We start from the raw sequence: 21,847 nt of genomic DNA, 5'->3' as shown, positions 1-21,847 counted from the left end.
GCGATGAGGCCATCAAAAGCAACCCGGTCTGTGAGCAATACACCCCTGTTTCAAGGGCGGCGCTCAAAGTTCTTGGCCGCTGCTGCAGCCAGGTCTGGCGGCAGGAAGTCCTTGTCCGGGTTGTAGTCCGGTTTCAGGTAACGCTTGAGGTCCTGCAGGTCTTGCGGGCTGAGGGTGCCGGCCGCCTGCTTCAGGCTCAGGTTGTCGAGGATGTAGTCATAGCGGCTGTTGTTGTAGTCGCGCACCGAGGTGTACAGCTGGCGCTGGGCATCGAGCACGTCGACGATGTTGCGGGTACCCACCTGGTAGCCGATTTCGGTGGCTTCCAGCGCGCTCTGGTTGGAGATGATCGACTGCTTGCGTGCTTGCACCTGTTCCACATCGGTGTTCACCGCGCGGTGCAGGTTGCGGGTGTTTTCCACCACCTGGCGGCGCAGGCTTTCACGCTGCTGCTCGCTCTGGCTCAGGCGCTGGTAGGCCTCGCGTACCTGCGAGCTGGTCAGGCCGCCGCTGTAGATCGGGATATTCAGCTGCAGGCCAACGCTAGTCTGCTCGACGTCGCCGCTGTAGCGCACGCCCAATTGCGAAGGGTTGGTAAAGCCCAGGTTGTCGTTGTCACCCTTCTGGTACTTGGCCACTGCATCCAGGGTCGGCGCATGGCCGGCCTTGCGCTGGCGCAGGGTCTCTTCGGCGGCGGAAACCGCATAGTTGGTGGCCAGCAGGTTGAGGTTCTGGCGGCCGGCGGTTTCGACCCAGGCCTTGGCGTCGTTTGGCGTAGGTACCTGCACCGGCAGGGTATGCACCACGCCTTGAATCGAGGTGTATTCACGGTTTGTCAGGGTGACCAGCGCTTCAAAGGCATCCTGTACCTGGCGCTCGGCGATGATCCGGTTGGCGCGGGCCGTGTCATAGCTGGCCTGGGATTGCAGCACGTCGGTCTTGTCCGACAGGCCCACATCGAAGCGTTCGTTGGACTGGTCCAGCTGGCGCTTGAACGCGGATTCTTCGGCCTTGGTGGCGGCCAGGTTGTCCTGCGCGCGCAGCACGGCGAAGTAGTTTTGCGCGGTTTGCAGGATCAGGTTCTGTTCAGTGGCCGACAGCTCCAGCGCGGCCTGTTCGTTGACTGCTTCGGCCGCCTGCAGCTGGAACCAGCGATCAGCGCGGAAGATTGGCTGGGCCAAGGTCGCGCTCCATGAGTTGCCGCTGCGGTTGGAGGTGATGGAAGGCTCGTCCAGCTTGGTGCGGGTGTTCAGCATCTCGGCATCGGCCGAGAGGTTTGGCAGCAACCCGGCGCGGGCCTGCGGTACCACTTCGCGGCGGGCGCCATAATCGGCGCGTGCCGCAGCCAGGTCGGCGTTGTTGTCTACCGCTTCCTGATAAACGCTGACCAGGTCGGTCTTGACTGTCGAGGGCACGTCCACTGCCCAGGCCACTCCGTTGGACGCACAAGACACGGCAATCGCCAGTGAGAGTTTGCGCAGCATAGAGGCAATCCTTGTACGAAATTTAATTACTGAACTGTTGAGTATCGAGTGACGGGCCAGTGTAGTGCCATGCGCCCCTGGCAACAATCGCCCGGTATGCCTTTCATCAACCGCGCATTTACCCGCTTGGCTTTGCCGACCACTCCAGTCTAGACTGCGCATGTTCTTGTCGGGGTGCCTTGAAGCAAAGGCTGAGATCGCAGAGGTGCGGATCCCGTTGAACCTGATCAGGTTAGCGCCTGCGTAGGGAACAAGATTGCTCGCCTTCCCGGGGAGCCTCTTGTGCCAGGTCCGGGAATGTCGCAGCTGCATGCAGCTTCAGGCACCCCCATATCCGGCACTGCACTCGTCCATGGGTGCGTCCGCGCTTTTCAGGTTCTCCCCGACATTCCACTGCTAGGAAGCCGTCTGGAGAGCCTGTGATGACCAAACAAGAAAAAGCGATCAACCTCAGCGAATCGGCACAAGTCGATCAGCAGTCCGTGCAACCCTTCCCGCGCTCGCGCAAGATCTATGTCGAAGGCTCGCGCCCGGACATCCGCGTGCCCATGCGTGAAATCAGCCTGGACGATACCCCAACCGATTTCGGCGGCGAGACCAACGCGCCGGTACTGGTTTACGACACGTCCGGCCCATACACCGACCCCGATGTGATCATTGATGTGCGCAAGGGCCTGGCCGACGTGCGTTCGGCGTGGATCGAGGCGCGCGGTGACACCGAGCGCCTGGGCGGGCTCAGCTCCGACTTCGGTCAGCAGCGCCTGAACGACGCCGAACTGGCCAAGCTGCGTTTCGCCCACGTGCGCAACCCGCGCCGTGCCAAGGCTGGCGCCAACGTCTCGCAGATGCACTATGCCCGCCAGGGCATCATCACCGCCGAGATGGAATACGTCGCCATCCGCGAGAACATGAAGCTGCAAGAAGCCCGCGCCGCTGGCTTGCTGAATGAGCAGCACGCCGGCCACAGCTTCGGTGCCAACATCCCGAAAGAAATCACCCCCGAATTCGTCCGCCAGGAAATCGCCCGTGGCCGCGCGATCATTCCGGCCAACATCAACCACCCTGAAGTCGAGCCGATGATCATCGGCCGCAACTTCCTGGTGAAGATCAACGGCAACATCGGCAACAGTGCCCTGGGGTCCTCGATCGAGGAAGAAGTGGCCAAGCTGACCTGGGGCATCCGCTGGGGCTCGGACACGGTCATGGACCTGTCCACCGGCAAGCACATTCACGAAACCCGCGAGTGGATCATCCGCAACTCGCCGGTGCCGATTGGTACCGTGCCGATCTACCAGGCCCTGGAAAAGGTCAACGGCGTGGCCGAAGACCTGACCTGGGAGCTGTTCCGCGACACCCTGATCGAGCAGGCCGAGCAGGGCGTGGACTACTTCACCATCCATGCCGGTGTGCTGCTGCGCTATGTGCCGCTGACCGCCAAGCGCGTCACCGGTATCGTCAGCCGCGGTGGCTCGATCATGGCCAAGTGGTGCCTGGCGCACCACAAGGAAAACTTCCTGTACACGCACTTCGACGAAATCTGCGAAATCATGAAGGCCTACGACGTCAGCTTCTCGCTGGGTGACGGCCTGCGCCCCGGCTCGATCGCCGACGCCAACGACGCTGCGCAGTTCGGTGAGCTGGAAACCCTCGGCGAGCTGACCAAGATTGCCTGGAAGCACGACGTGCAGTGCATGATCGAAGGCCCGGGCCACGTGCCGATGCAGTTGATCAAGGAGAACATGGACAAGCAGCTGGAGTGCTGCGACGAGGCGCCGTTCTACACCCTCGGCCCGCTGACCACCGACATTGCACCGGGCTACGACCACATCACCTCGGGCATTGGTGCGGCGATGATCGGCTGGTTCGGTTGCGCCATGCTCTGCTACGTCACGCCCAAGGAACACCTGGGCCTGCCGAACAAGGACGACGTCAAGACCGGCATCATCACCTACAAGATCGCCGCCCACGCCGCCGACCTTGCCAAGGGCCACCCAGGCGCGCAGATTCGCGACAACGCCCTGTCCAAGGCACGCTTCGAGTTCCGCTGGGAAGACCAGTTCAACCTCGGCCTGGACCCGGACACCGCCCGTGCCTTCCACGACGAGACCCTGCCGAAGGAATCGGCCAAGGTTGCGCACTTCTGCTCGATGTGCGGGCCGAAGTTCTGCTCGATGAAAATCACCCAGGAAGTGCGTGAGTACGCTGCCAAGATCGAGGCTGTGGATGTGACGGTCGAGCAAGGCATGCGTGAGCAGGCCGAGCGTTTCCGCCAGGAAGGCAGCCAGCTGTACCAGAAAGTGTAAGAACGCTGGGGCCGCTGTGCGGCCCCTTCGCGACACAAGGCCGCTCCCACAGGGACCGCACAAGGTTCAAGGCCTGCGCGGCCCTTGTGGGAACGGCCTTGCGTCGCGATTCGAGGACGAAGTCCTCGCCAAGAACACCAACAACATTGCCGGCGAGCGCCAACCATGACATCACCCAGCCAGTTCTCCCCCGACCACCCGGTCCCCACCCACCAGCGCATCTTCGGCGCCCGCGACCTGTTCTCGTTGTGGTTCTCCCTTGGCATCGGCCTGATGGTGCTGCAAGTCGGCGCCATGCTCGCCCCAGGCCTTGGCCTTGCCGGCGCGGTGCTGGCCATCGCCCTGGGCACCGGCGTGGGTGTGCTGTTGCTGGGCGCCGCCGGTGTCATCGGCAGCGACACCGGTCTTTCGGCCATGGGCACCCTGAAGCTCAGCCTGGGCAGCCATGGTGCGCGCTTGCCGGCTGTGCTCAACCTGCTGCAACTGGTAGGTTGGGGCGCATTCGAGATCATTGTCATGCGCGACGCCGCCAGCCTGCTGGGCGCGCGCGCGTTCGGCGAAGACAGTGCCTGGAACAGCCCGATGCTCTGGACCCTGTGTTTCGGTGCCCTGGCCACCTTGCTGGCCGTCAGCGGGCCGCTGGCCTTCGTGCGCAAGGTGCTGCGCGCCTGGGGTATCTGGGTGCTGCTGGGGGCTTGCCTGTGGCTGACCTGGAACCTGTTCGCCAAGGCCGACCTGGCTGAACTGTGGGGCCGCGCCGGTGACGGTTCGATGTCGCTGGCCGTGGGCTTCGACATCGTCATCGCCATGCCGCTGTCCTGGCTGCCGCTGATCGCCGACTACTCGCGCTTCGCCCGCAACGGCAAGCACGTGTTCGGCGGCACGGTCATTGGCTATTTCATCGGCAACACCTGGCTGATGAGCCTGGGCGTGGCCTACACCCTGGCCTTCGCTGCCAGTGGCGAGGTCAATGCCCTGCTGCTGGCCCTGGCCGGCGCCGGCATGGGCATTCCGTTGCTGCTCATTCTGCTGGACGAGTCGGAAAAGGCCTTCGCCGACATCCACTCCGCAGCGGTTTCCACCGGCGTGCTGGTGCCTGTGAAGGTCGAGCACCTGGCGCTGGCCATCGGCGTGCTGTGCACCCTGATCGCCCTGCTGGCGCCACTGGCCCAGTACGAGAACTTCCTGCTGCTGATCGGTTCGGTGTTCGCGCCGCTGTTCGGCGTGGTGTTGATGGACCACTACGTGGTTCGTCGTCGCCGCTTGCCGGCACAGGTCGGCGGCTTGCACTGGCAGGCGCTGGTGGCCTGGTTTGCGGGGGTGGCGGTCTACCACCTGATTGCCGCGCAGGCACCGGAGCTGGGGGCTACCCTGCCAGCATTGCTGCTGGCAGGTGTGCTGCATGGGTTACTGAGCCTTAGCCGCGGCCGGGAAACAGTTCAGGCTTGAGTACGCCGTTCAGGCGTGGGTAGGGGATCTTCAGTTCCACGTGGCCCATGGAATAGGGCGCGATGGCATAGACCTCGTACTTGACCACTACTGCGCCGTACGTCAGGGCGATGTGCGGCGACTTCTTGAACGGCCAGGTTTTGACGAACTCGGCGTCCTTGTCCATGCCCACGCTCATCAGCCAGGCGCGGTGCGACTCCTCGACGGTTTTCCAGAAGGTGTCCTCTTGGCCTGGCACCAGCATGTCCTGCAGGGTCAGCACCTTGTCCATCTTGCGCGAATAGTTGATGAAGCCGCGCCCAGGCATGCCGTGGGCGCCACCGCTGTCCAGGTAGCTGGACAACTCGATGATCACCAGGCCGTCATGCTGCTCACGTACCTTGGCTTGCAGATAACTGCTGTTACGTTTGTCGGCACTGGCCAGGTATTGCTGTTCGTAGGCCTGCAAGGTGCTTGGCGCGGTGCCATGCTGATTGTCTTCGGTCAGTTGCAGAAGGCGTTTTTCGACGATGCCGTCGAGCGCGGGCAGGGCCGGGAAGTGGACCATGTCGATGTTCACCAGCGGGCAGTCGCTTTCGCTGCAGCCGGGTTTGACATGCTCCCAGGCGTCGCGCTTGACCTCGAGCGGGGTCCGGTAGTTGGGCGTGAACAGGCTCTGGCAGGCGCCCAGAGCGAGTGCCAGCACGGCCACGGAAGTCAGTTTGACAAGTGTCATGATGATCCTTGCAGAACAGGGAAAAGTCGGCCTTTGACCGTCTGCGCGGCCTTCAGTTCGCCACTAAGCTAACAGAGTGAAGACGCGCTGTCCCGAGTGTGCGAACGGTTGCCGGAAAGGGGTGAAACGCGAAAGCGTGCAGAGTAGGATGGCGCGATGCGGTGATTGAGGTAACGAGGATTTCCATGTCAGACACGTTGAATTCGGTGCCCAAGGCGGTCGAGATCGTCAAGCGGGCCAACTGCTTCCAGGGCTTCTACAAGCTCGACAAGGTGCACCTGCGCCACGAGCTGTTTGCCGGGGGTATGGGCCGCGAGATCAGCCGCGAACTGTTTGTGCGCCATGATGCGGTGTGTGTGCTGCCTTACGACCCGTTGCGCGACGAAGTGGTGCTGATCGAGCAGTTCCGCGTCGGCGCACTGGACAAGGTCGCCAACCCCTGGCTGATCGAGATGGTTGCCGGGCTGATCGACAAGGATGAGCAACCCGAGGAAGTCGCCCACCGCGAAGCCGAGGAAGAAGCCGGCCTGACGTTCAGCGCCTTGTGGCCGATGACCCGCTACTTCCCGTCGCCGGGCGGCAGTGACGAGTACGTTCACCTGTTCCTTGGCCGTTGCAGCAGCGAGGGCGCGGGCGGGCTGCATGGCCTGGAAGAAGAGGGCGAAGACATCCGCGTGCGCGTGTGGTCGTTCGAGGATGCCTTGCAGGCGGTGCGCGACGGGCGCATCTGCAACGCGGCGACTATCATCGGCTTGCAATGGCTGGCGCTGAACCGTGACGAAGTACGAGGTATGTGGAAGTGAACCTGCTGCGCGAGCGCTATCGAGTCGACCTGGTCGGGCTGCAGGCTGCCTGCGAGGCCAACTACGCCCGGCTGATGCGCCTGTTGCCCGACATGCGTACCACCCAGAGCTCGCGCCGCATCGGCATGACCCAGGGCGACCAGATGCTCGGCGTGCTGGTACTGGACGTGGTGCTGGCCTGCCCGTACACCACCACCCTGCATGTGCGCCAGGAGCACAGCCTGCCGTGGCTGCCGGTGCCGCACCTGGAAGTGCAGGTGTACCATGATGCACGCATGGCCGAAGTGGTCAGCGCCGAACATACCCGGCGCCTGCGCAGTATTTACCCGTATCCGAATGAGGCCATGCACCAGCCGGACGAAAAGGCCCAGCTCAACCTGTTCCTCGGTGAATGGCTGAGCCACTGCCTGGCTTGTGGCCACGAACTGGCAAGCGTTCGCTGACATGTACCCAGACAACACGCGCCCTGTTCATGTGGTGCAACTGACCGACGCACATCTTTTCGCCGACCCGGCCGGCAGCATGCTGGGCCTCAATACCCGTGACAGCCTGCGCCATGTGGTGGCCCAGGTGCGGCGCGAGCAACCGCTTGTCGACTTGCTGTTGTGCACGGGTGATCTGTCCCAGGACGCCAGCGTTGCTTCTTATGAAGCGTTCCGGGATCTGACTGCGCCGTTTGCCGTGCCCACCCGCTGGTTGCCGGGCAACCACGACGAGGCCCGGGTCATGGCCGAAGTGGCCCCGGAGCTGGTGCAAGCAGTCACCGATGTTGGCGCCTGGCGTATTGTCATGCTCAACACGGCGGTGCATGGCGCGACACACGGTCTGCTGGAGCGTGACCAGCTGGCAGTGCTGGAAGCCGCCTTGAAAGAGGCGGGCGAACGACATTGCCTGGTGTGTTTCCACCATCAGCCGGTGGACATCGGCTGCGCCTGGATCGCGCCGATCGGCTTGCGCAATGCCCAGGCCCTGTTCGACATCGTCGGGGCTTATCCACAGGTGCGGGCGTTGCTGTGGGGGCATGTGCATCAGGAATGGGACGAGCTGCGCGATGGCCGGCGCCTGCTGGCCACGCCTTCGACCTGTATTCAGTTCGCGGCCGGCAGCGAAGACTTCAAGGTGAGCGAAGAGCATCCCGGGTACCGCTGGTTGCGCCTGCACGCCGACGGGCGGTTGGAAACCGGAGTGGAGCGGGCCACGGACTTTGAGGTGAAACTCGACTTCGATAGCCCGGGTTATTGAAGAATCCGGGGCCGCTGCGCGCCCCATCGCCGGCAAGCCAGCTCCCACACCGACCGCATCGGTTTCAAGCCATGTGAGTATCTGAGAGAGCCGGCAAGCCAGCTCCCATACAGACCGCATCGGTTTCAAGCCATGTGCAGTACCTGTGGGAGCTGGCTTGCCGGCGATGGGCTGCGCAGCGGCCCCGGCTTTCTTGAAGAAATTGTTGCGAAACCCGTGACACTGCGTCAAAACCCGGCGAACGCGCTACACTGCGCGTCCCTGCGCCCGCATCATCAGGCGCGAAGCCACAGATTCCGGGGGCAGCATGTCGGGTTCCATCCTCTATATCCATGGCTTCAACAGCTCGCCGCTTTCGACCAAGGCGCGCCAGCTCGAAGCCGTGATGCAGCAACTGGGCCTGTCGGCCCAGCTACGTGTGCCCGCCTTGCATCACCACCCGCGGCAGGCCATCGCCCAGCTTGAAGCTGCCATCGCCGAACTGGGCGCGCCATTGCTGGTGGGCAGTTCGCTCGGCGGCTACTATGCCACCCATCTGGCCGAGCGCCATGGCCTCAAGGCCCTGCTGGTGAACCCGGCGGTAACGCCACACAAGCATTTTGACGGGTACCTGGGCACTCAGCGCAATCACTACAGCGGTGAAACCTGGGAACTGACCCACGATCACGTACAGGCCCTGGCCGAGCTGGAAGTGCCGGCCCCGGTAGATGCCAGCCGCTATCAAGTGTGGCTGCAGACGGCCGATGAAACCTTGGACTATCGCCACGCCGAGCGCTATTACCGTGCATGTGCCCTGCGTATACAGGCTGGCGGCGACCACAGTTTCCAGGGCTTCGCCCAGCGCCTGCCGGCTCTGCTGGCTTTTGCCGGCATTGCTCGCGGGCAGTATGCGGCGCTCGATTTTTCTGTATTTTGACTTTTTTGCACTCACCAGACTGACGAAGAGACCCTATGGCCAATCCCAGCGCTAGCGCCTATAACGCAGACGCCATCGAAGTCCTCTCGGGCCTTGACCCGGTCCGCAAGCGGCCGGGCATGTACACCGATACCAGCCGCCCCAACCACCTGGCCCAGGAAGTCATCGACAACAGTGTCGACGAAGCCCTGGCCGGCCACGCCCGCTCGGTGCAGGTCATCCTGCATGCCGACCACTCGCTGGAAGTCAGCGACGATGGCCGTGGCATGCCAGTGGACATCCACCCGGAAGAAGGCGTGTCCGGGGTCGAGCTGATCCTTACCAAGCTGCACGCCGGCGGCAAGTTCTCCAACAAGAACTACCAGTTCTCCGGTGGTTTGCACGGTGTGGGTATCTCGGTGGTCAACGCCCTGTCGACCCAGGTGCGCGTGCGCGTCAAGCGTGACGGCAACGAATACCAGATGACCTTCGCCGATGGCTTCAAGGCCAGCGAGCTGGAAGTGGTCGGCTCGGTCGGCAAGCGCAACACCGGCACCAGCGTCTACTTCAGCCCCGACCCCAAGTACTTCGACTCGCCCAAGTTCTCCATCAGCCGCCTCAAGCATGTGCTCAAGGCCAAGGCCGTGCTGTGCCCGGGCCTGCTGGTCAGCTTCGAGGACAAGGCCAGTGGCGAGAAGGTCGAGTGGCACTACGAAGACGGCCTGCGTTCCTACCTGGTCGATGCGGTCAGCGAGTTCCAGCGCCTGCCTGACGAACCGTTCTGCGGCAGCCTGGCGGGCAACAAGGAGGCCGCAGACTGGGCCTTGCTGTGGTTGCCAGAAGGTGGCGACAGCGTCCAGGAAAGCTACGTCAACCTGATCCCCACCGCTCAGGGCGGCACCCATGTCAACGGGCTGCGTCAGGGCCTGCTGGATGCCATGCGCGAGTTCTGCGAGTTCCGCAATCTGCTGCCGCGCGGCGTGAAGCTGGCGCCTGAGGACATCTGGGAGCGCATCTCTTTCGTGCTCTCGATGAAAATGCAGGAGCCGCAGTTCTCCGGGCAGACCAAAGAGCGCTTGTCCTCGCGCGAGGCGGCTGCCTTTGTTTCCGGCGTGGTCAAGGACGCCTTCAGCCTGTGGCTGAACGCCCACCCCGAGCTGGGCATGCAACTGGCCGAGCTGGCTATCAGCAACGCCGGGCGCCGCCTCAAGGCCAGCAAGAAGGTCGAGCGCAAGCGCATTACCCAAGGCCCGGCGCTGCCTGGCAAGCTGGCCGATTGCGCCGGCCAGGACCCGATGCGTGCCGAGCTGTTCCTGGTCGAGGGTGACTCGGCGGGTGGCTCGGCCAAGCAGGCACGGGACAAGGAGTACCAGGCGATCCTGCCGCTGCGCGGCAAGATCCTCAACACTTGGGAAGTGGACGGTGGCGAAGTCCTGGCCAGCCAGGAAGTGCACAACATCGCCGTGGCCATCGGCGTCGACCCGGGTGCCACAGACCTGGCGCAACTGCGCTACGGCAAAGTCTGCATCCTCGCCGACGCCGACTCCGACGGCCTGCACATTGCCACGTTGCTGTGCGCGCTGTTCGTCCAGCACTTCCGGGCGCTGGTCGAGGCCGGGCATGTGTACGTGGCCATGCCGCCGCTGTACCGCATCGACCTGGGCAAGGAAATCTACTACGCCCTCGACGAAGCCGAGCGTGACGGTATCCTCGACCGCCTGGTGGCCGAGAAGAAGCGCGGCAAGCCACAGGTCACCCGCTTCAAGGGTTTGGGCGAGATGAACCCGCCACAGCTGCGTGAAACAACCATGGATCCGAACACCCGGCGCCTGGTGCAACTAACCCTGGACGACGTTGAGGCCACCTGCGAGCTGATGGACAAGCTGCTGGCCAAGAAGCGCGCCGGTGACCGCAAGAGCTGGCTGGAGACCAAAGGCAACCTGGCCGAGGTCATGGTTTGATTCGGCAAGTACTTGCCGTTTGCCTTGCGCTGGTTACCTTGCCTGCCCTGGCGGGTAACTGGCCGGAGCTGAAGCTCAGTGCCGAGCACCCGATCGACGGCATGCGTGGTGGCAACCTGTCTGGCCTGGTGGAATGCCGGGGCGGGCTGTGGGGCGTGTCCGACCGCGACGACGACCGCATCTACCGCTTCGACCAGCAAAAACCGACCTGGCGCGCGCAACCGCTGACCTTTACCCCGCCACCGCCGCCGGAAAGCGGCCTGCCGTGGGGCCTAAAGTCGCGCAATTGGGCGGCGTCGTACATTCGCGGGGGCGAGCTGGATTTCGAAGGCATCACCTGTGACCAGGCGGGTAACCTGTACCTGGCCAGCGAAGCCCATGCCGCCGTGTTGCAGTTACCGCTGGAAGGCGAGCCGGACTGGCTGAAGATCGACCCGGCCATGGTGCGCCAGGCCCGTGCCAGCGGCATGCTGCTGAACTTCAATGCGCTGTTCGAGGGCTTGGCGATCAACCCGGCGGGCGATCGCCTGTGGCTGGCCGCAGAACGCGAGCGCCGTGGCCTGGTGGCCATCGAGCGCCAGCAATCGGTGTGGACTTGCGGGCGCAGCTGTGTGCTGCTGAGCGAGGCCGGGGTGGAGATGCAGCCGGCGCAAATGCCCAATGCCCGGGCCCTGTCGCGCGATTTTGCCGACCTGGCCTGGTTCGAGGGCAAGCTGTTCACACTCGAACGCAATGCCTACCGGGTCTGCCGGCGTGATACCGACAGCGGCAAGGTAGAACGCTGCTGGTCGTTTGCTGCCGACGCCTTGGTCGAGGCCCGCCGTTACCCGCAACCGTTCGGCCTGGCCGAAGCCCTTGTGATCGATGCCAAGGGCGCCTGGATCGGCCTGGACAACAACAACGGCGCCCGCGCCGATGGCGAAACGCGCCCGATCGTCTGGCGCTTTGATGCACCGGAAGGTGGCTGGAGCGCCAAGTCATGAGCCAGGCGCCGGGCAAACGGGCGGGCAGGGTGCTGATGGTCCTCGCGTGGGCGGCCGCGATGTTCCTTGCCACGCGCTTTTTCGGCCAGTGGGAAGACAGCAAGCGCAACCCCAATGCCCAGGTGCAATCCGAACACGGCGAGGGCTTTGTCGAAGTGCGCCTGCTGGGCAACGGCCAGGGCCACTTCATGGTGGATGGCGCCATCAACGGCCAGGCGGTGCATTTCATGCTCGACACCGGCGCCACCGATGTGGCGATCCCCGAGGCGTTGGCCCGTGACCTGAACCTTGAGCGCGGCAGCCCGGTGCTGCTCAGCACCGCCAATGGCCGCGCCGAAGGCTACCGCACGCGCCTGGCCAGCCTGCAACTGGGCGATATCCGGCTGCAGGACGTACGCGCCACCGTGGTGCCGGGCCTGGACGGGCCCATCGTACTGCTGGGCATGAGTGCCCTGAAACAACTTGAATTTACCCAGCGCGGCGGCACCATGCTGTTGCGCCAGAACCTGAAATGACGAGGCCCGCATGAGCGACTCACTGGAACTCAGCCTGGACGGCGTCGAACGCCGCTCGCTGGCTGACTTCACCGAACAGGCCTACCTCAACTATTCCATGTACGTGATCATGGACCGCGCCTTGCCGCACATCGGCGACGGCCTGAAGCCGGTGCAGCGACGCATCGTCTATGCCATGAGCGAGTTGGGGCTCGATGCCGATGCCAAGCACAAGAAGTCGGCGCGTACCGTCGGTGACGTGCTCGGCAAGTTCCACCCCCATGGCGACTCGGCCTGCTACGAGGCCATGGTGCTGATGGCGCAGCCGTTCAGCTACCGCTATACCCTGGTCGACGGCCAGGGTAACTGGGGTGCGCCGGACGATCCGAAGTCGTTCGCTGCCATGCGTTATACCGAGGCGCGTTTGTCGCGCTACGCCGAAGTGCTGCTCAGCGAAGTTGGCCAAGGCACCGTGGACTGGGTACCGAACTTTGACGGTACCCTGCAGGAGCCGGCCGTACTGCCGGCGCGCCTGCCCAACATCCTGCTCAACGGGACCACCGGTATCGCCGTGGGCATGGCGACCGACGTGCCGCCGCACAACCTGCGTGAAGTGGCGAGCGCCTGCGTGCGCCTGCTCGACGAGCCCAAGGCCACCATCGAGCAATTGTGCGAGCACATTCAGGGGCCGGATTACCCGACCGAGGCGGAAATCATCACGCCACGGGCAGAAATCCTCAAGATGTACGAAATCGGTCGCGGTTCGATCCGCATGCGTGCCGTTTACCGCGTCGAGGATGGCGACATCGTAGTGACTGCGCTGCCGCACCAGGTCTCCGGTGCCAAGGTGCTGGAGCAGATCGCCGCACAGATGCAGGCCAAGAAGCTGCCGATGGTTGCCGACCTGCGTGACGAATCCGACCATGAGAACCCGTGCCGCATCGTCATCATCCCGCGCTCCAACCGTGTGGATGCCGACGAACTGATGCAGCACCTGTTCGCCACCACCGACCTGGAGAGCAGTTACCGGGTCAACGTCAATATCATTGGCCTGGACGGCCGCCCGCAGTTGAAGAACCTGCGTGCGATATTGGTGGAGTGGCTGGAGTTTCGCACCAACACTGTTCGCCGCCGGCTGCAGCATCGCCTGGACAAGGTGGAGCGGCGCCTGCACCTGCTGGATGGTTTGCTCACCGCATTCCTCAACCTGGATGAAGTGATCCACATCATCCGTACCGAGGAGCACCCCAAGCAGGCCCTGATTGCCCGGTTCGAACTGAGCGAAATCCAGGCCGAGTACATCCTCGAGACCCGTCTGCGTCAGCTGGCGCGCCTGGAAGAGATGAAAATCCGCGGCGAGCAGGACGAACTGCTCAAGGAACAGGCCAAGCTGCAGGCGCTGCTGGGCAGCGAGGCCAAGCTGCGCAAGCTGGTGCGCAGCGAACTGATCAAGGATGCCGAAACCTACGGCGACGCGCGCCGTTCGCCAATCGTCGAGCGCGTCGAAGCCAAGGCCCTGTCTGAAAACGAGCTGATGCCGACCGAGCCGGTCACCGTGGTGCTGTCGGAGAAGGGCTGGGTGCGTTGCGCCAAAGGCCACGACATCGACGCCACCGGCTTGTCGTACAAGGCCGGCGATGGCTTCAAGGCCGCCGCAGCCGGGCGTTCCAACCAGTTTGCCGTGCTCATCGACTCTACGGGGCGCAGTTATTCGGTGGCGGCTCACAGCTTGCCCTCGGCACGTGGTCAGGGCGAGCCGCTGACCGGCCGCCTGACGCCACCGCCAGGCGCCACCTTCGAGTGTGTGCTGTTGCCGGAGGACGACGCGCTGTACGTGGTTGCCTCGGATGCGGGCTACGGCTTCGTGGTCAAGGGTGAAGACTTGCAGGCCAAGAACAAGGCCGGCAAGGGTTTGCTCAGCCTGCCCAACGGTGCCAAGGTCATGACCCCACGCCCGGTGGCCAATCGCGAGCAGGACTGGCTGGCAGCGGTGACCACCGAAGGCCGCCTGCTGGTGTTCAAGGTCAGCGATTTGCCGCAGCTGGGCAAGGGCAAGGGCAACAAGATCATTGGCGTGCCGGGCGACCGGGTAGCCAGCCGTGAAGAATTTGTCACCGATCTGGCCGTGATTCCTGACGGCGCGACCCTTGTATTGCAAGCCGGCAAGCGTACCCTGTCTCTGAAAGCGGACGATCTTGAGCACTACAAGGGCGAGCGCGGACGGCGAGGCAGCAAGCTGCCACGCGGCTTCCAGCGCGTCGATGGGTTGCAGGTGGAAGTGCCGGCGTAACGGGCAGAAATGTCTGGAACGGCAATTTCAGCGCCGTTCCGGGCAGAAATGCTGGAGTCGGACGGTTATTTCGCGGATGATATGGCCCTTGCGGTGCCGGCGTGGCCGTGTGCCCGTTTGAATCTACATGTATCACTGCGGTGTGCCTTATGGCGGCCGCCTGGATGGGATGATGAAATTTCTGCGCCTTCCATTTGCGCTGTTGATGACTGGCCTGCTGGGCCTTGGCGGGTGCACCATGCATCAGCCGGTTGCCCTGTATCAGCTCGACAGTGGTGATCCTGGCCAGCCGTCGCAGAGTGCGGGCATGGCCGTGGTACTCGGCCCGGTATCGGTAGCCGATTACCTTCAGCGTGAAACGTTCCTGCAGCGTCAAGCCGACGGCAGCCTGAGCGCGGCGACTGACGGCCGCTGGGCGGGTAGCCTTTCGTCGGATATCGACCAGCTGCTGGTGCGTCAACTTGCCTGGCGCCTCGACAGCCAGCGCGTGGTGCTTGCGCCGGCGACCGCTGGCTTCAGCCCGGACGTGCAGGTGCTGTTGTCGATCACACGCCTGGACTCAGGCAAAAACCAGCCGGCCATCCTGGATGCCCAGTGGCGTCTGCTGGATCGCCGTGGCCATGTGCGTGACAATCGTATCGTTCACCTCGAGCAGCCGCACGAGGGCAGCGAGTCGTCGCAGGTTCAGGCCCAGGGTCAACTGCTGCAGAAGCTGGCCGAACAGCTGAGCACTGCGGTCAAGCCGCTGGCCAACCAGCCGGCGATTGCCGAAGAAGCACCGAAAAAGCCCGCTGCACCGGTGCAGGTCAAGAAGGGGCCGGAGAAATCCAGGATCCCTATGGCCTCGCCGATTCGCACCGATATGGAAGTTTATCGTTTCTGATCGAACTGCCACCCACAAAAAAGCCCGCATTTGTTGCGGGCTTTTTTGTACCTGAAGGATAGATGCGGCCTTTGTGGGAGCGGGCGCGCCCGCTCCCACAGGGGGAAACTATCAGGCGCGGCGCTCGTGCATGCGGGCCAGCTGGCGCTCCAGCATCGACGGGTAAGGCTCCATCAAACGCTCCACACAGCAGGCACCCTCAGGGCTGGCAATCGGGCGAATGCGGGCACGCTGGCGAATCAGCGCGTCATCGCTGATCTGCCGCTCCACCAGCAACAGGTTGCGGCTGTGCTGCGACAGCGCCAGGGCATCCTGGGCCTTTTCGGCCATCAGCAGGTCCACCAGCTCCAGCCCTTGCAGGTCGTTGCCCAGGACCAGGCCCAGTTGCAGCTGAAGGGTGATGCCGCTGTCGGCCACTTCGATCTGCAGGGCATGGCCCAGGGCGCGCAGCAGCTCGCCGCAGCAGATGGCGTTGGTCAGGTAGTCCTCGCCACAGTCGCGGCTGTGGAAAAGCACCAGGGTGCTGCCGTCGTTGAGCGTGTGGGTTTCACCGTCGTAGAGCGAGGCAGCATGCTCCAGGCAATCGCGGTAGCGGTCAGTCAGCTCGGTCAGGCGTGTACGCGGCAGGCGGCGCAGTTGTTCCTGTGAGCCCAGTTGCACGGCAAGTACGGCGCTGTGCTGCGGCTCGTCAGATTCGACCGGGGCGGCTTTGGGCGCACTGTCGTCGTCCAGCAGGCCGGCAAAGGCTGCGTCGTCATCGTCCTCGGCCAATGTGGCAACCTTGGGGCGCGGGGCTGCCTTGGGGGCCGGCGCTACGTCGTGGAAGTCGTCGAAATGCTCGTCGTCCTCTTCCTCCAGCTCTGGCTCCGGTGGCGGCGGCGGGGCCAGGCGCGCGTGCAGCTGGCGGGCGATGTCGCCGATCTCGTCCTGGCGGTCGGTGGCCGGGGTATAGGGCTGCGGGTCTCGCAGCCACACCCGCAACTGCAGCAGCGGCAGGGTGATATAGCGGCCCTGTCGCAGGCTCAGGCTGAGGGCCAGGGCCAGCAGGATGGCCGCCATGATGCCCATGCTCTGCAGGCTGATGAGCATCGGCTGCTGGAACTGGCTCATGTCCAGGCTGATGCGCAGTTGCCCGGCCGTCACGTCCTGGAAGGTGATCTTGGTCTGGTACAGGCCCTCTGCCTCGCCCAGCAGGCTGTTGCGCGGGCGCTGGCCGGCCTCGGCGAGGATGCGGTTGTCCACGCTGTAGATGGCCGCGTGGGCCACCAGCGGGTTTTTCACCAGGTTGCCCAGCAGCACGTTGAGACTGAGGATGTCGTTAGACACCAGCAGCTCGGTCGCCGAGGTGGCGGTCTGGGTGGTCAGGCTCTGGCCAAGGGCATCAGCCTGCTCGTGCATGGCCTGCTTGAACTGCAGGCCCATCACGCAGGCATAGATCACCAGCGCCAGCGCGACCAGGAAGATGTTGGTGCAAGCGATGCGCAATGCCAGCGGCACGCGACGTTGACTCAGGGCACGATAGATCATCAGGAAGAAATTGTCTGGTTTGACGGGCGTGGGCCGGTTCACTGAGCTCGGCTCTTAATGGCAGAAAGTGTGGGGCAGTATAGCGACCCGGGTTTTGTCGGCAAAGTATCGTTGGCGCCCGATGGTCACGGAAAATCGGTAGAATGCGCATTTTTCATCGAAGTCGGAGCCAGGTTGTGCGCGAAATCGTCCTGATCAACATCACCGGTGAGGACCGTCCCGGTCTCACTGCGGCTATCACCGGCGTCCTGCTGCAGGGCGGTGTGAGCATCCTCGACATCGGCCTGGCGGTCATGCACGGCACTTTGTCGTTCGGTATCCTGGTCGACATCCCGGACAACGAAGTGGCTACCGCCCTGCTGCAAAGCGTGCAGGCCAAGGCCCATGAACTGAACCTGCAGGCCCGCTACACACCGATTTCCGAGGCGGACTACCAGCACTGGGCTGACGGCCAGGGCGAGGCGCGCCACATCGTCACCCTGCTCAGCCGCAAGATCACCCCCGAGCAACTGCAGCGGGTGAGTGCGGTGATAAGCCAGTATGGCCTGACTATCGAGCGTATCGAGCGTCTGTCGGCGCGTGTGGCGCTGGATGCCGAAACCGACAAGGGCAAAGCGGCCATCGAAATCTCCGTGCGCGGCGCGCCGAGCGATGCCCAGGCCCTGCGTGCCGACTTCTTTGCCCTGGCCGAAGCGCTGAGCATCGACATCGCCTTCCAGAAGGACGACCTGTTCCGCCGCAACCGCCGCCTGGCGGTGTTCGACATGGACTCGACGCTGATCGAAGCCGAAGTCATCGACGAACTGGCCAAGGCTGCCGGCGTGGGTGAGCAGGTGGCGGCCATCACCGAGCGCGCCATGCGCGGTGAGCTGGACTTCCGCGCCAGCTTCAAGGAGCGCATGGCGCTGCTCAAGGGCCTGGATGTGGGTGTGCTGGACGAAATCGGTGCCTCGCTGCGCCTGACCGAAGGTGCCGAAAACCTGTTCGCCGAGCTCAAGCGCCTGGGTTACAAGACCGCGATCCTGTCCGGTGGCTTTACCTACTTTGCCCGCCAGGTGCAGGCGCGCCTGGGTATCGACTATGTGTTCGCCAACGAGCTGGAAGTGGTCGACGGCAAGGTGACCGGTGTGGCGGTCGAGCCGATCGTCGATGCCCAGCGCAAGGCCGAGCTGCTGCAACAGTTGGCCAGTGAAGAAGGCTTGCAGCTGGAGCAGACCATCGCCGTAGGTGATGGCGCCAACGACCTGCCGATGCTGTCGCTGGCCGGCCTGGGCGTAGCGTTCCGCGCCAAACCGCTGGTGCGCCAGTCGGCCAAGCAAGCCATTTCCACCCTGGGGCTGGATGGCGTGCTGTACCTGCTGGGCCTGCGTGACCGCGACGCCCGCGGCTGACCCGGGAACCTGGGGCTGCTTCGCAGCCCTTCGCGGGCATGCCCGCTCCCACAGTGATCGCGCTTTGTGGGAACGGGCGTGCCCGCGAAGGGCCGCACAGCGGCCCCAATGAAAAGGCCCCGCATGAGCAGGGCCTTTTTCATCCAGCTTGAATCAAGCCTGGGCGGGTTCTGCCAACAATTGCCCCATGCGCACTGCAGAACCAGCGCCCAGGTTTTCAGCCCACTTCACCTGCTCCGGCCCGAACAGCACGATGGCGGTCGAACCCAGCTTGAAGCGGCCCAGCTCGGCTCCTTTCTCCAGGTGGATCGGCGCGCGGCTGGCTTCGTCGTAACGGAAGGTCTTCAGCTCACGCTTGGGTGGCGTCACCAGCCCGGCCCACACGGTTTCGATCGAGGCGACGATCATCGCACCCACCAGCACCACGGCCATCGGCCCACGCTCGGTGTCGAACAGGCAGACCACGCGCTCGTTGCGGGCGAACAGCTCGGGAACGTTCTCTGCGGTGGTCTGGTTGACCGAGAACAGACGCCCCGGCACATAGACCATTTCGCGCAGGGTGCCGGCCAGCGGCATGTGCACGCGGTGGTAGTCCTTGGGCGACAGGTAGATGGTGGCAAACTCGCCGCCCATGAACGGCGCTGCCATGGCCGGGTCACCGCCCAGCAGCTCTTGCGCGCTGAAGCCGTGGCCCTTGGCCTGGAAGATGCGGCCGTGCTCGATCGGGCCGAGCTGGCTGACGGCGCCGTCGGCCGGGCACAGGATGGCGCCCGGGGTTTCGTCCAGCGGGCGGGCACCCGGCTTCAGGGCGCGGGTGAAGAACGCATTGAAGTGCTCGTAGGCGCTCAAGTCCTCGACCAGCGCTTCGGACATGTTGACCTGGTAGCGCTTGGCAAACCAGGCGGTGAAGGCATTCTTGAACCAGCGCGCGCGGCACTCGGCGATGCAGCCGGCCAGCCGCGACAGCAGGTGGTGCGGCAGCAGGTACTGGCTGATGATGAACAAACGGGATTTCATGCAGGTTCCTTAAACTTCTACAGGCGTGTCCGGGTGGTTGCCCCATTCGCTCCACGAGCCGGCGTAAGCCTTGACGCGTGGGTAGCCGAGGGCCTTGGCCACCAGATAAGTGAAGCCGGAGCGGCGGTGGGTCTGGCAGTGGGTGATCACTTCCTTGTCAGGGGTGATGCCCAGTTGCTCGAGGACATGTTGGATGTCATGGCGAATGCGCAAGTGGTCGTTGAGGTCCATGCCGGCGGTCCACTCGAAGTTGATCGCGCCGGGGATGTGCCCGCCCTTGGCAGCCAATACCTTCTCGCCGCTGAATTCCTGCGGGCCGCGGGCGTCCCAGATGACCAGGTCATCGGCACCCAGGCGGCTTTGCAGGTACTCGCGGGTGGCGGTGGGGGCGTTGTCGATACGCAGGTGCACCGGGCTGTTGACGCTGGCGGGCACGTCGGTGGACAGCGTGTCAGCCGGCCAGGCCTGGATACCGCCATTGAGGTAGTGATAGGCCTTGTGACCAATCACGTCGAGCAGCCAGATGAAGCGCCCGGCCCAGCCCCCGCCTTCATCGTCATACACCACATAGACGGCGCCGTCGCGGTGGCCGAGTTCGCTGAACAGTTTTTCCAGCTCGCCCAGGGACGGCAGCAGGCCGGGCGCTGGAGGCTGGCCAAGCTGGGTGCGCTTGCCTTCGACAAAGCGTGCGCCGGGGATATGCCCGCTGACATAGCGGTTGGCACTGCTCAGGTCGACCAGGATCAACTGTGGCGAACCCAGGCGTGGCAGCAGGTCCGCGGCTTCGATCACCAGGGGCAGGCCGGAAAAGTCAGTCATCCACGGTCTCCAGTGTGGAAAGAGGGGCGATTGTAGCGCAAGGCTCAGCCCTTGCGGTTGGCAAACACCGACAGTGCCCGCTCGGTGCATTGCGCGGTCTTGCCGAAGGCCTGCACGCTGATATTGGCCAAGGGCCGGCAGCCCTGGTCGGCCACCATCAGCATCAGCACCTGATCGTTCACCGCCAGCGAGCGCAGCAGCACGTGCTCGCTGCGGAACAGCGCACGCAGCGGGACAGGCAGCAGGGCCGAAAACTGGCTGTGGTTTTCCGGGGTAATGCGCAGTTGCCCGGCCTGGGCCATCAGCTTTTGCAGCAGCTTGTTTTGCGACACCTGCAGGGCCAGGGCCGCGGCCTCTTTGGGCAAGCCGGCGGTCTGCTGCACGCGCAGGTAGTCGCTGGCCTTGTCCAGGCTCAGCAGCATAATGCGTTGCATGCCGCAGGCCAGCAGGGCTTCGCGGGCCTGGGTGGCCAGGTGCACGGTGTTGGTGAACGGGCTGGGCTGGGCCAGCAGGTCCTGGCACAGCTTGCGCCAACGCGCCAGGTCGTCGCTGCTGGGCGGTGGCGGGGCCAGCATGTCCGGGTGCGGACGGCGCTGGTGCCAGGGCCAGATCAGTGCTTCAGCCGGGTGGAACAGGGCATGCCTGGCGTGGCGGCGGGCACTGGCGGCAGCTTGTTGGTGCACTTGCTGCTGCACGTCTTCCAGCGAGGTCTGCAGGTACAGCGCTGTCAGCAGTTGCCAGCGCAGCAGGTGCGGGTTGTCCCAGCCCACCTGCGCCGCCAGCGCAAGGTTGTTGGCCAGCAGCACGGTGTTGGCCGGCTGGTTGAACCAGCGGCGCAGGCCGGGCTCGGCATCCAGGCGGTGTTGCTGGCTGAGCAGGTCTTCGTCGCGGGCGATGCTCAGCACCTGGGCCAGTTGTTCGCGTTCTTCCAGCAGCAGGCGGTAACCCTGGGTTACCCACTGCGGCAGGCGCCAGTACTCCGCCATGGTCTGGCACAGCGCCATGATGCGCACGCCAAACAGCTCTTCCTCTACCTGGGCGGCGTCCTCGCCCTTGTGGATAACCCGCAGCTCCCAGGTGTCGAGCAGCTTGGGGTAGGCCAGTGCCAGCGGCCACAGTGGTGACAGGAACAGCAGGCTGCCCCAGTGGATTTCCTGCCACAGCCGCGCCAGGCGGCTGGCGAACAGGCCGCTGGCCTGCTGCGAGGCGTGCTGGCTGATCAGCTGGAACTGGCTGAGCACGGGCGGGATTTCTTCGACCGGCAGCGAGGGCAGGCGCTTGAGCAGTTGCTCACTGCGCTCCAGGCCCAGGCGGTTGAGGGCGACCTCCAGGCTTTCGGCTGGCTCGGCCTGGCTGGCGTTGGTGGGGTGATTGGCTTCGCGCATCACCGATAGCACCAGTGCCGGGCTATCCTGCATCAGTTCGGCGATGTCGCGCAGCGAGCGGCGGCTATCGTTGATTGCAGCCATGACCCGGTCGTAGCTGTGCTTCGGCACGGGGATGCGAACACTCTCCAGCAGCTTTACCCAGGCTTCTAGCGTACGCGGAGCCTGAGCGGGCACCTTGGTTTCAATTGGCATTTTGACATCAG

Annotated in this window: 18 protein-coding genes and 1 riboswitch; of the genes, 12 read left to right on the top strand and 6 right to left on the bottom strand. The window is 64.2% G+C overall.

The window, feature by feature from the left end:
- Positions 1-50: 50 nt before the first annotated feature.
- Positions 51-1,484 (bottom strand): TolC family outer membrane protein, encoded by a 1,434-nt coding sequence (locus PP4_RS25150; protein WP_016501910.1) that lies wholly within the window; start codon positions 1,482-1,484, stop codon positions 51-53.
- A 160-nt stretch (positions 1,485-1,644) separates the two neighbouring features.
- Positions 1,645-1,751, top strand: a riboswitch (TPP riboswitch).
- A 155-nt stretch (positions 1,752-1,906) separates the two neighbouring features.
- Here PP4_RS25150 and thiC point away from each other — a divergent pair.
- Complete coding sequence (gene thiC / locus PP4_RS25145) at positions 1,907-3,787, top strand: phosphomethylpyrimidine synthase ThiC (RefSeq protein WP_016501909.1); 1,881 nt, start codon at positions 1,907-1,909, stop codon at positions 3,785-3,787.
- Positions 3,788-3,952: 165 nt separating this feature from the next.
- Positions 3,953-5,236, top strand: a complete 1,284-nt coding sequence (gene cytX / locus PP4_RS25140) for a putative hydroxymethylpyrimidine transporter CytX (RefSeq protein ID WP_016501908.1) — start codon at positions 3,953-3,955, stop codon at positions 5,234-5,236.
- Here the strand turns inward: cytX and PP4_RS25135 are convergent.
- Positions 5,205-5,951, bottom strand: coding sequence for an RsiV family protein (locus PP4_RS25135; protein ID WP_016501907.1), 747 nt, complete (start codon positions 5,949-5,951; stop codon positions 5,205-5,207). The genes cytX and PP4_RS25135 overlap by 32 nt on opposite strands.
- Before the next feature lie 185 nt (positions 5,952-6,136).
- Here PP4_RS25135 and PP4_RS25130 point away from each other — a divergent pair, with 185 nt between their 5' ends.
- The 9 genes from PP4_RS25130 to PP4_RS25090 all read left to right on the top strand — a co-directional run bounded on the left by PP4_RS25130 (position 6,137) and on the right by PP4_RS25090 (position 15,502).
- Complete coding sequence (locus PP4_RS25130) at positions 6,137-6,754, top strand: NUDIX domain-containing protein (protein WP_016501906.1); 618 nt, start codon at positions 6,137-6,139, stop codon at positions 6,752-6,754.
- A complete protein-coding gene (locus PP4_RS25125; protein WP_016501905.1) occupies positions 6,745-7,197 on the top strand; it encodes a DUF1249 domain-containing protein in 453 nt (150 codons plus the stop codon). Before PP4_RS25130 ends, PP4_RS25125 begins: the two co-directional genes overlap by 10 nt.
- A 1-nt stretch (position 7,198) precedes the next feature.
- Positions 7,199-7,996 carry a 3',5'-cyclic-AMP phosphodiesterase gene (gene cpdA / locus PP4_RS25120; protein ID WP_016501904.1) on the top strand — a complete coding sequence of 266 codons (798 nt, stop codon included), beginning with the start codon at positions 7,199-7,201 and terminating at the stop codon, positions 7,994-7,996.
- 307 nt (positions 7,997-8,303) lie between these two features.
- Positions 8,304-8,912 carry a YqiA/YcfP family alpha/beta fold hydrolase gene (locus tag PP4_RS25115; RefSeq protein WP_016501903.1) on the top strand — a complete coding sequence of 203 codons (609 nt, stop codon included), beginning with the start codon at positions 8,304-8,306 and terminating at the stop codon, positions 8,910-8,912.
- A gap of 35 nt (positions 8,913-8,947) precedes the next feature.
- Positions 8,948-10,852, top strand: coding sequence for a DNA topoisomerase IV subunit B (gene parE, locus PP4_RS25110; protein ID WP_016501902.1), 1,905 nt, complete (start codon positions 8,948-8,950; stop codon positions 10,850-10,852).
- Positions 10,849-11,835, top strand: a complete 987-nt coding sequence (locus PP4_RS25105) for an esterase-like activity of phytase family protein (RefSeq protein WP_041167913.1) — start codon at positions 10,849-10,851, stop codon at positions 11,833-11,835. Before parE ends, PP4_RS25105 begins: the two co-directional genes overlap by 4 nt.
- Positions 11,832-12,350: a retropepsin-like aspartic protease family protein gene (locus tag PP4_RS25100; RefSeq protein WP_016501900.1), complete on the top strand. Its 519-nt coding sequence runs from the start codon at positions 11,832-11,834 to the stop codon at positions 12,348-12,350. Before PP4_RS25105 ends, PP4_RS25100 begins: the two co-directional genes overlap by 4 nt.
- A gap of 10 nt (positions 12,351-12,360) precedes the next feature.
- Entirely contained in the window at positions 12,361-14,619 is a 2,259-nt protein-coding gene (gene parC / locus PP4_RS25095) for a DNA topoisomerase IV subunit A (RefSeq protein ID WP_016501899.1), read from the top strand.
- Between the two features lie 172 nt (positions 14,620-14,791).
- Positions 14,792-15,502: a PqiC family protein gene (locus PP4_RS25090; RefSeq protein ID WP_041167910.1), complete on the top strand. Its 711-nt coding sequence runs from the start codon at positions 14,792-14,794 to the stop codon at positions 15,500-15,502.
- 111 nt (positions 15,503-15,613) lie between these two features.
- On the opposite strand, the gene PP4_RS25085 is transcribed toward PP4_RS25090, so the two are convergent.
- The gene (locus tag PP4_RS25085) at positions 15,614-17,071 is read right to left on the bottom strand and encodes an AhpA/YtjB family protein (protein WP_016501897.1); all 1,458 of its coding nucleotides are present in this window, start codon (positions 17,069-17,071) and stop codon (positions 15,614-15,616) included.
- Positions 17,072-17,205: 134 nt separating this feature from the next.
- On the opposite strand from PP4_RS25085, the gene serB reads away from it, so the two are divergent.
- Positions 17,206-18,420 (top strand): phosphoserine phosphatase SerB, encoded by a 1,215-nt coding sequence (serB, locus tag PP4_RS25080; RefSeq protein WP_016501896.1) that lies wholly within the window; start codon positions 17,206-17,208, stop codon positions 18,418-18,420.
- 153 nt (positions 18,421-18,573) lie between these two features.
- On the opposite strand, the gene asd is transcribed toward serB, so the two are convergent.
- The 3 genes from asd to PP4_RS25065 are packed head-to-tail and all read right to left on the bottom strand — an operon-like array spanning position 18,574 to position 21,836.
- Positions 18,574-19,437, bottom strand: a complete 864-nt coding sequence (gene asd / locus PP4_RS25075; RefSeq protein ID WP_016501895.1) for an archaetidylserine decarboxylase — start codon at positions 19,435-19,437, stop codon at positions 18,574-18,576.
- Positions 19,438-19,446: 9 nt separating this feature from the next.
- A complete protein-coding gene (locus PP4_RS25070) occupies positions 19,447-20,256 on the bottom strand; it encodes a rhodanese-like domain-containing protein (protein WP_016501894.1) in 810 nt (269 codons plus the stop codon).
- A gap of 44 nt (positions 20,257-20,300) precedes the next feature.
- Positions 20,301-21,836 (bottom strand): HDOD domain-containing protein, encoded by a 1,536-nt coding sequence (locus PP4_RS25065; protein ID WP_016501893.1) that lies wholly within the window; start codon positions 21,834-21,836, stop codon positions 20,301-20,303.
- Positions 21,837-21,847: the final 11 nt, after the last annotated feature.

The sequence above is a fragment of the Pseudomonas putida NBRC 14164 genome (assembly GCF_000412675.1).
GTDB classification, from domain to species: Bacteria; Pseudomonadota; Gammaproteobacteria; order Pseudomonadales; family Pseudomonadaceae; genus Aquipseudomonas; species Aquipseudomonas putida.
The sequence above is the reverse complement of the archived record's forward strand: the minus strand, read 5'-3'. Positions and strand labels throughout refer to the sequence as shown.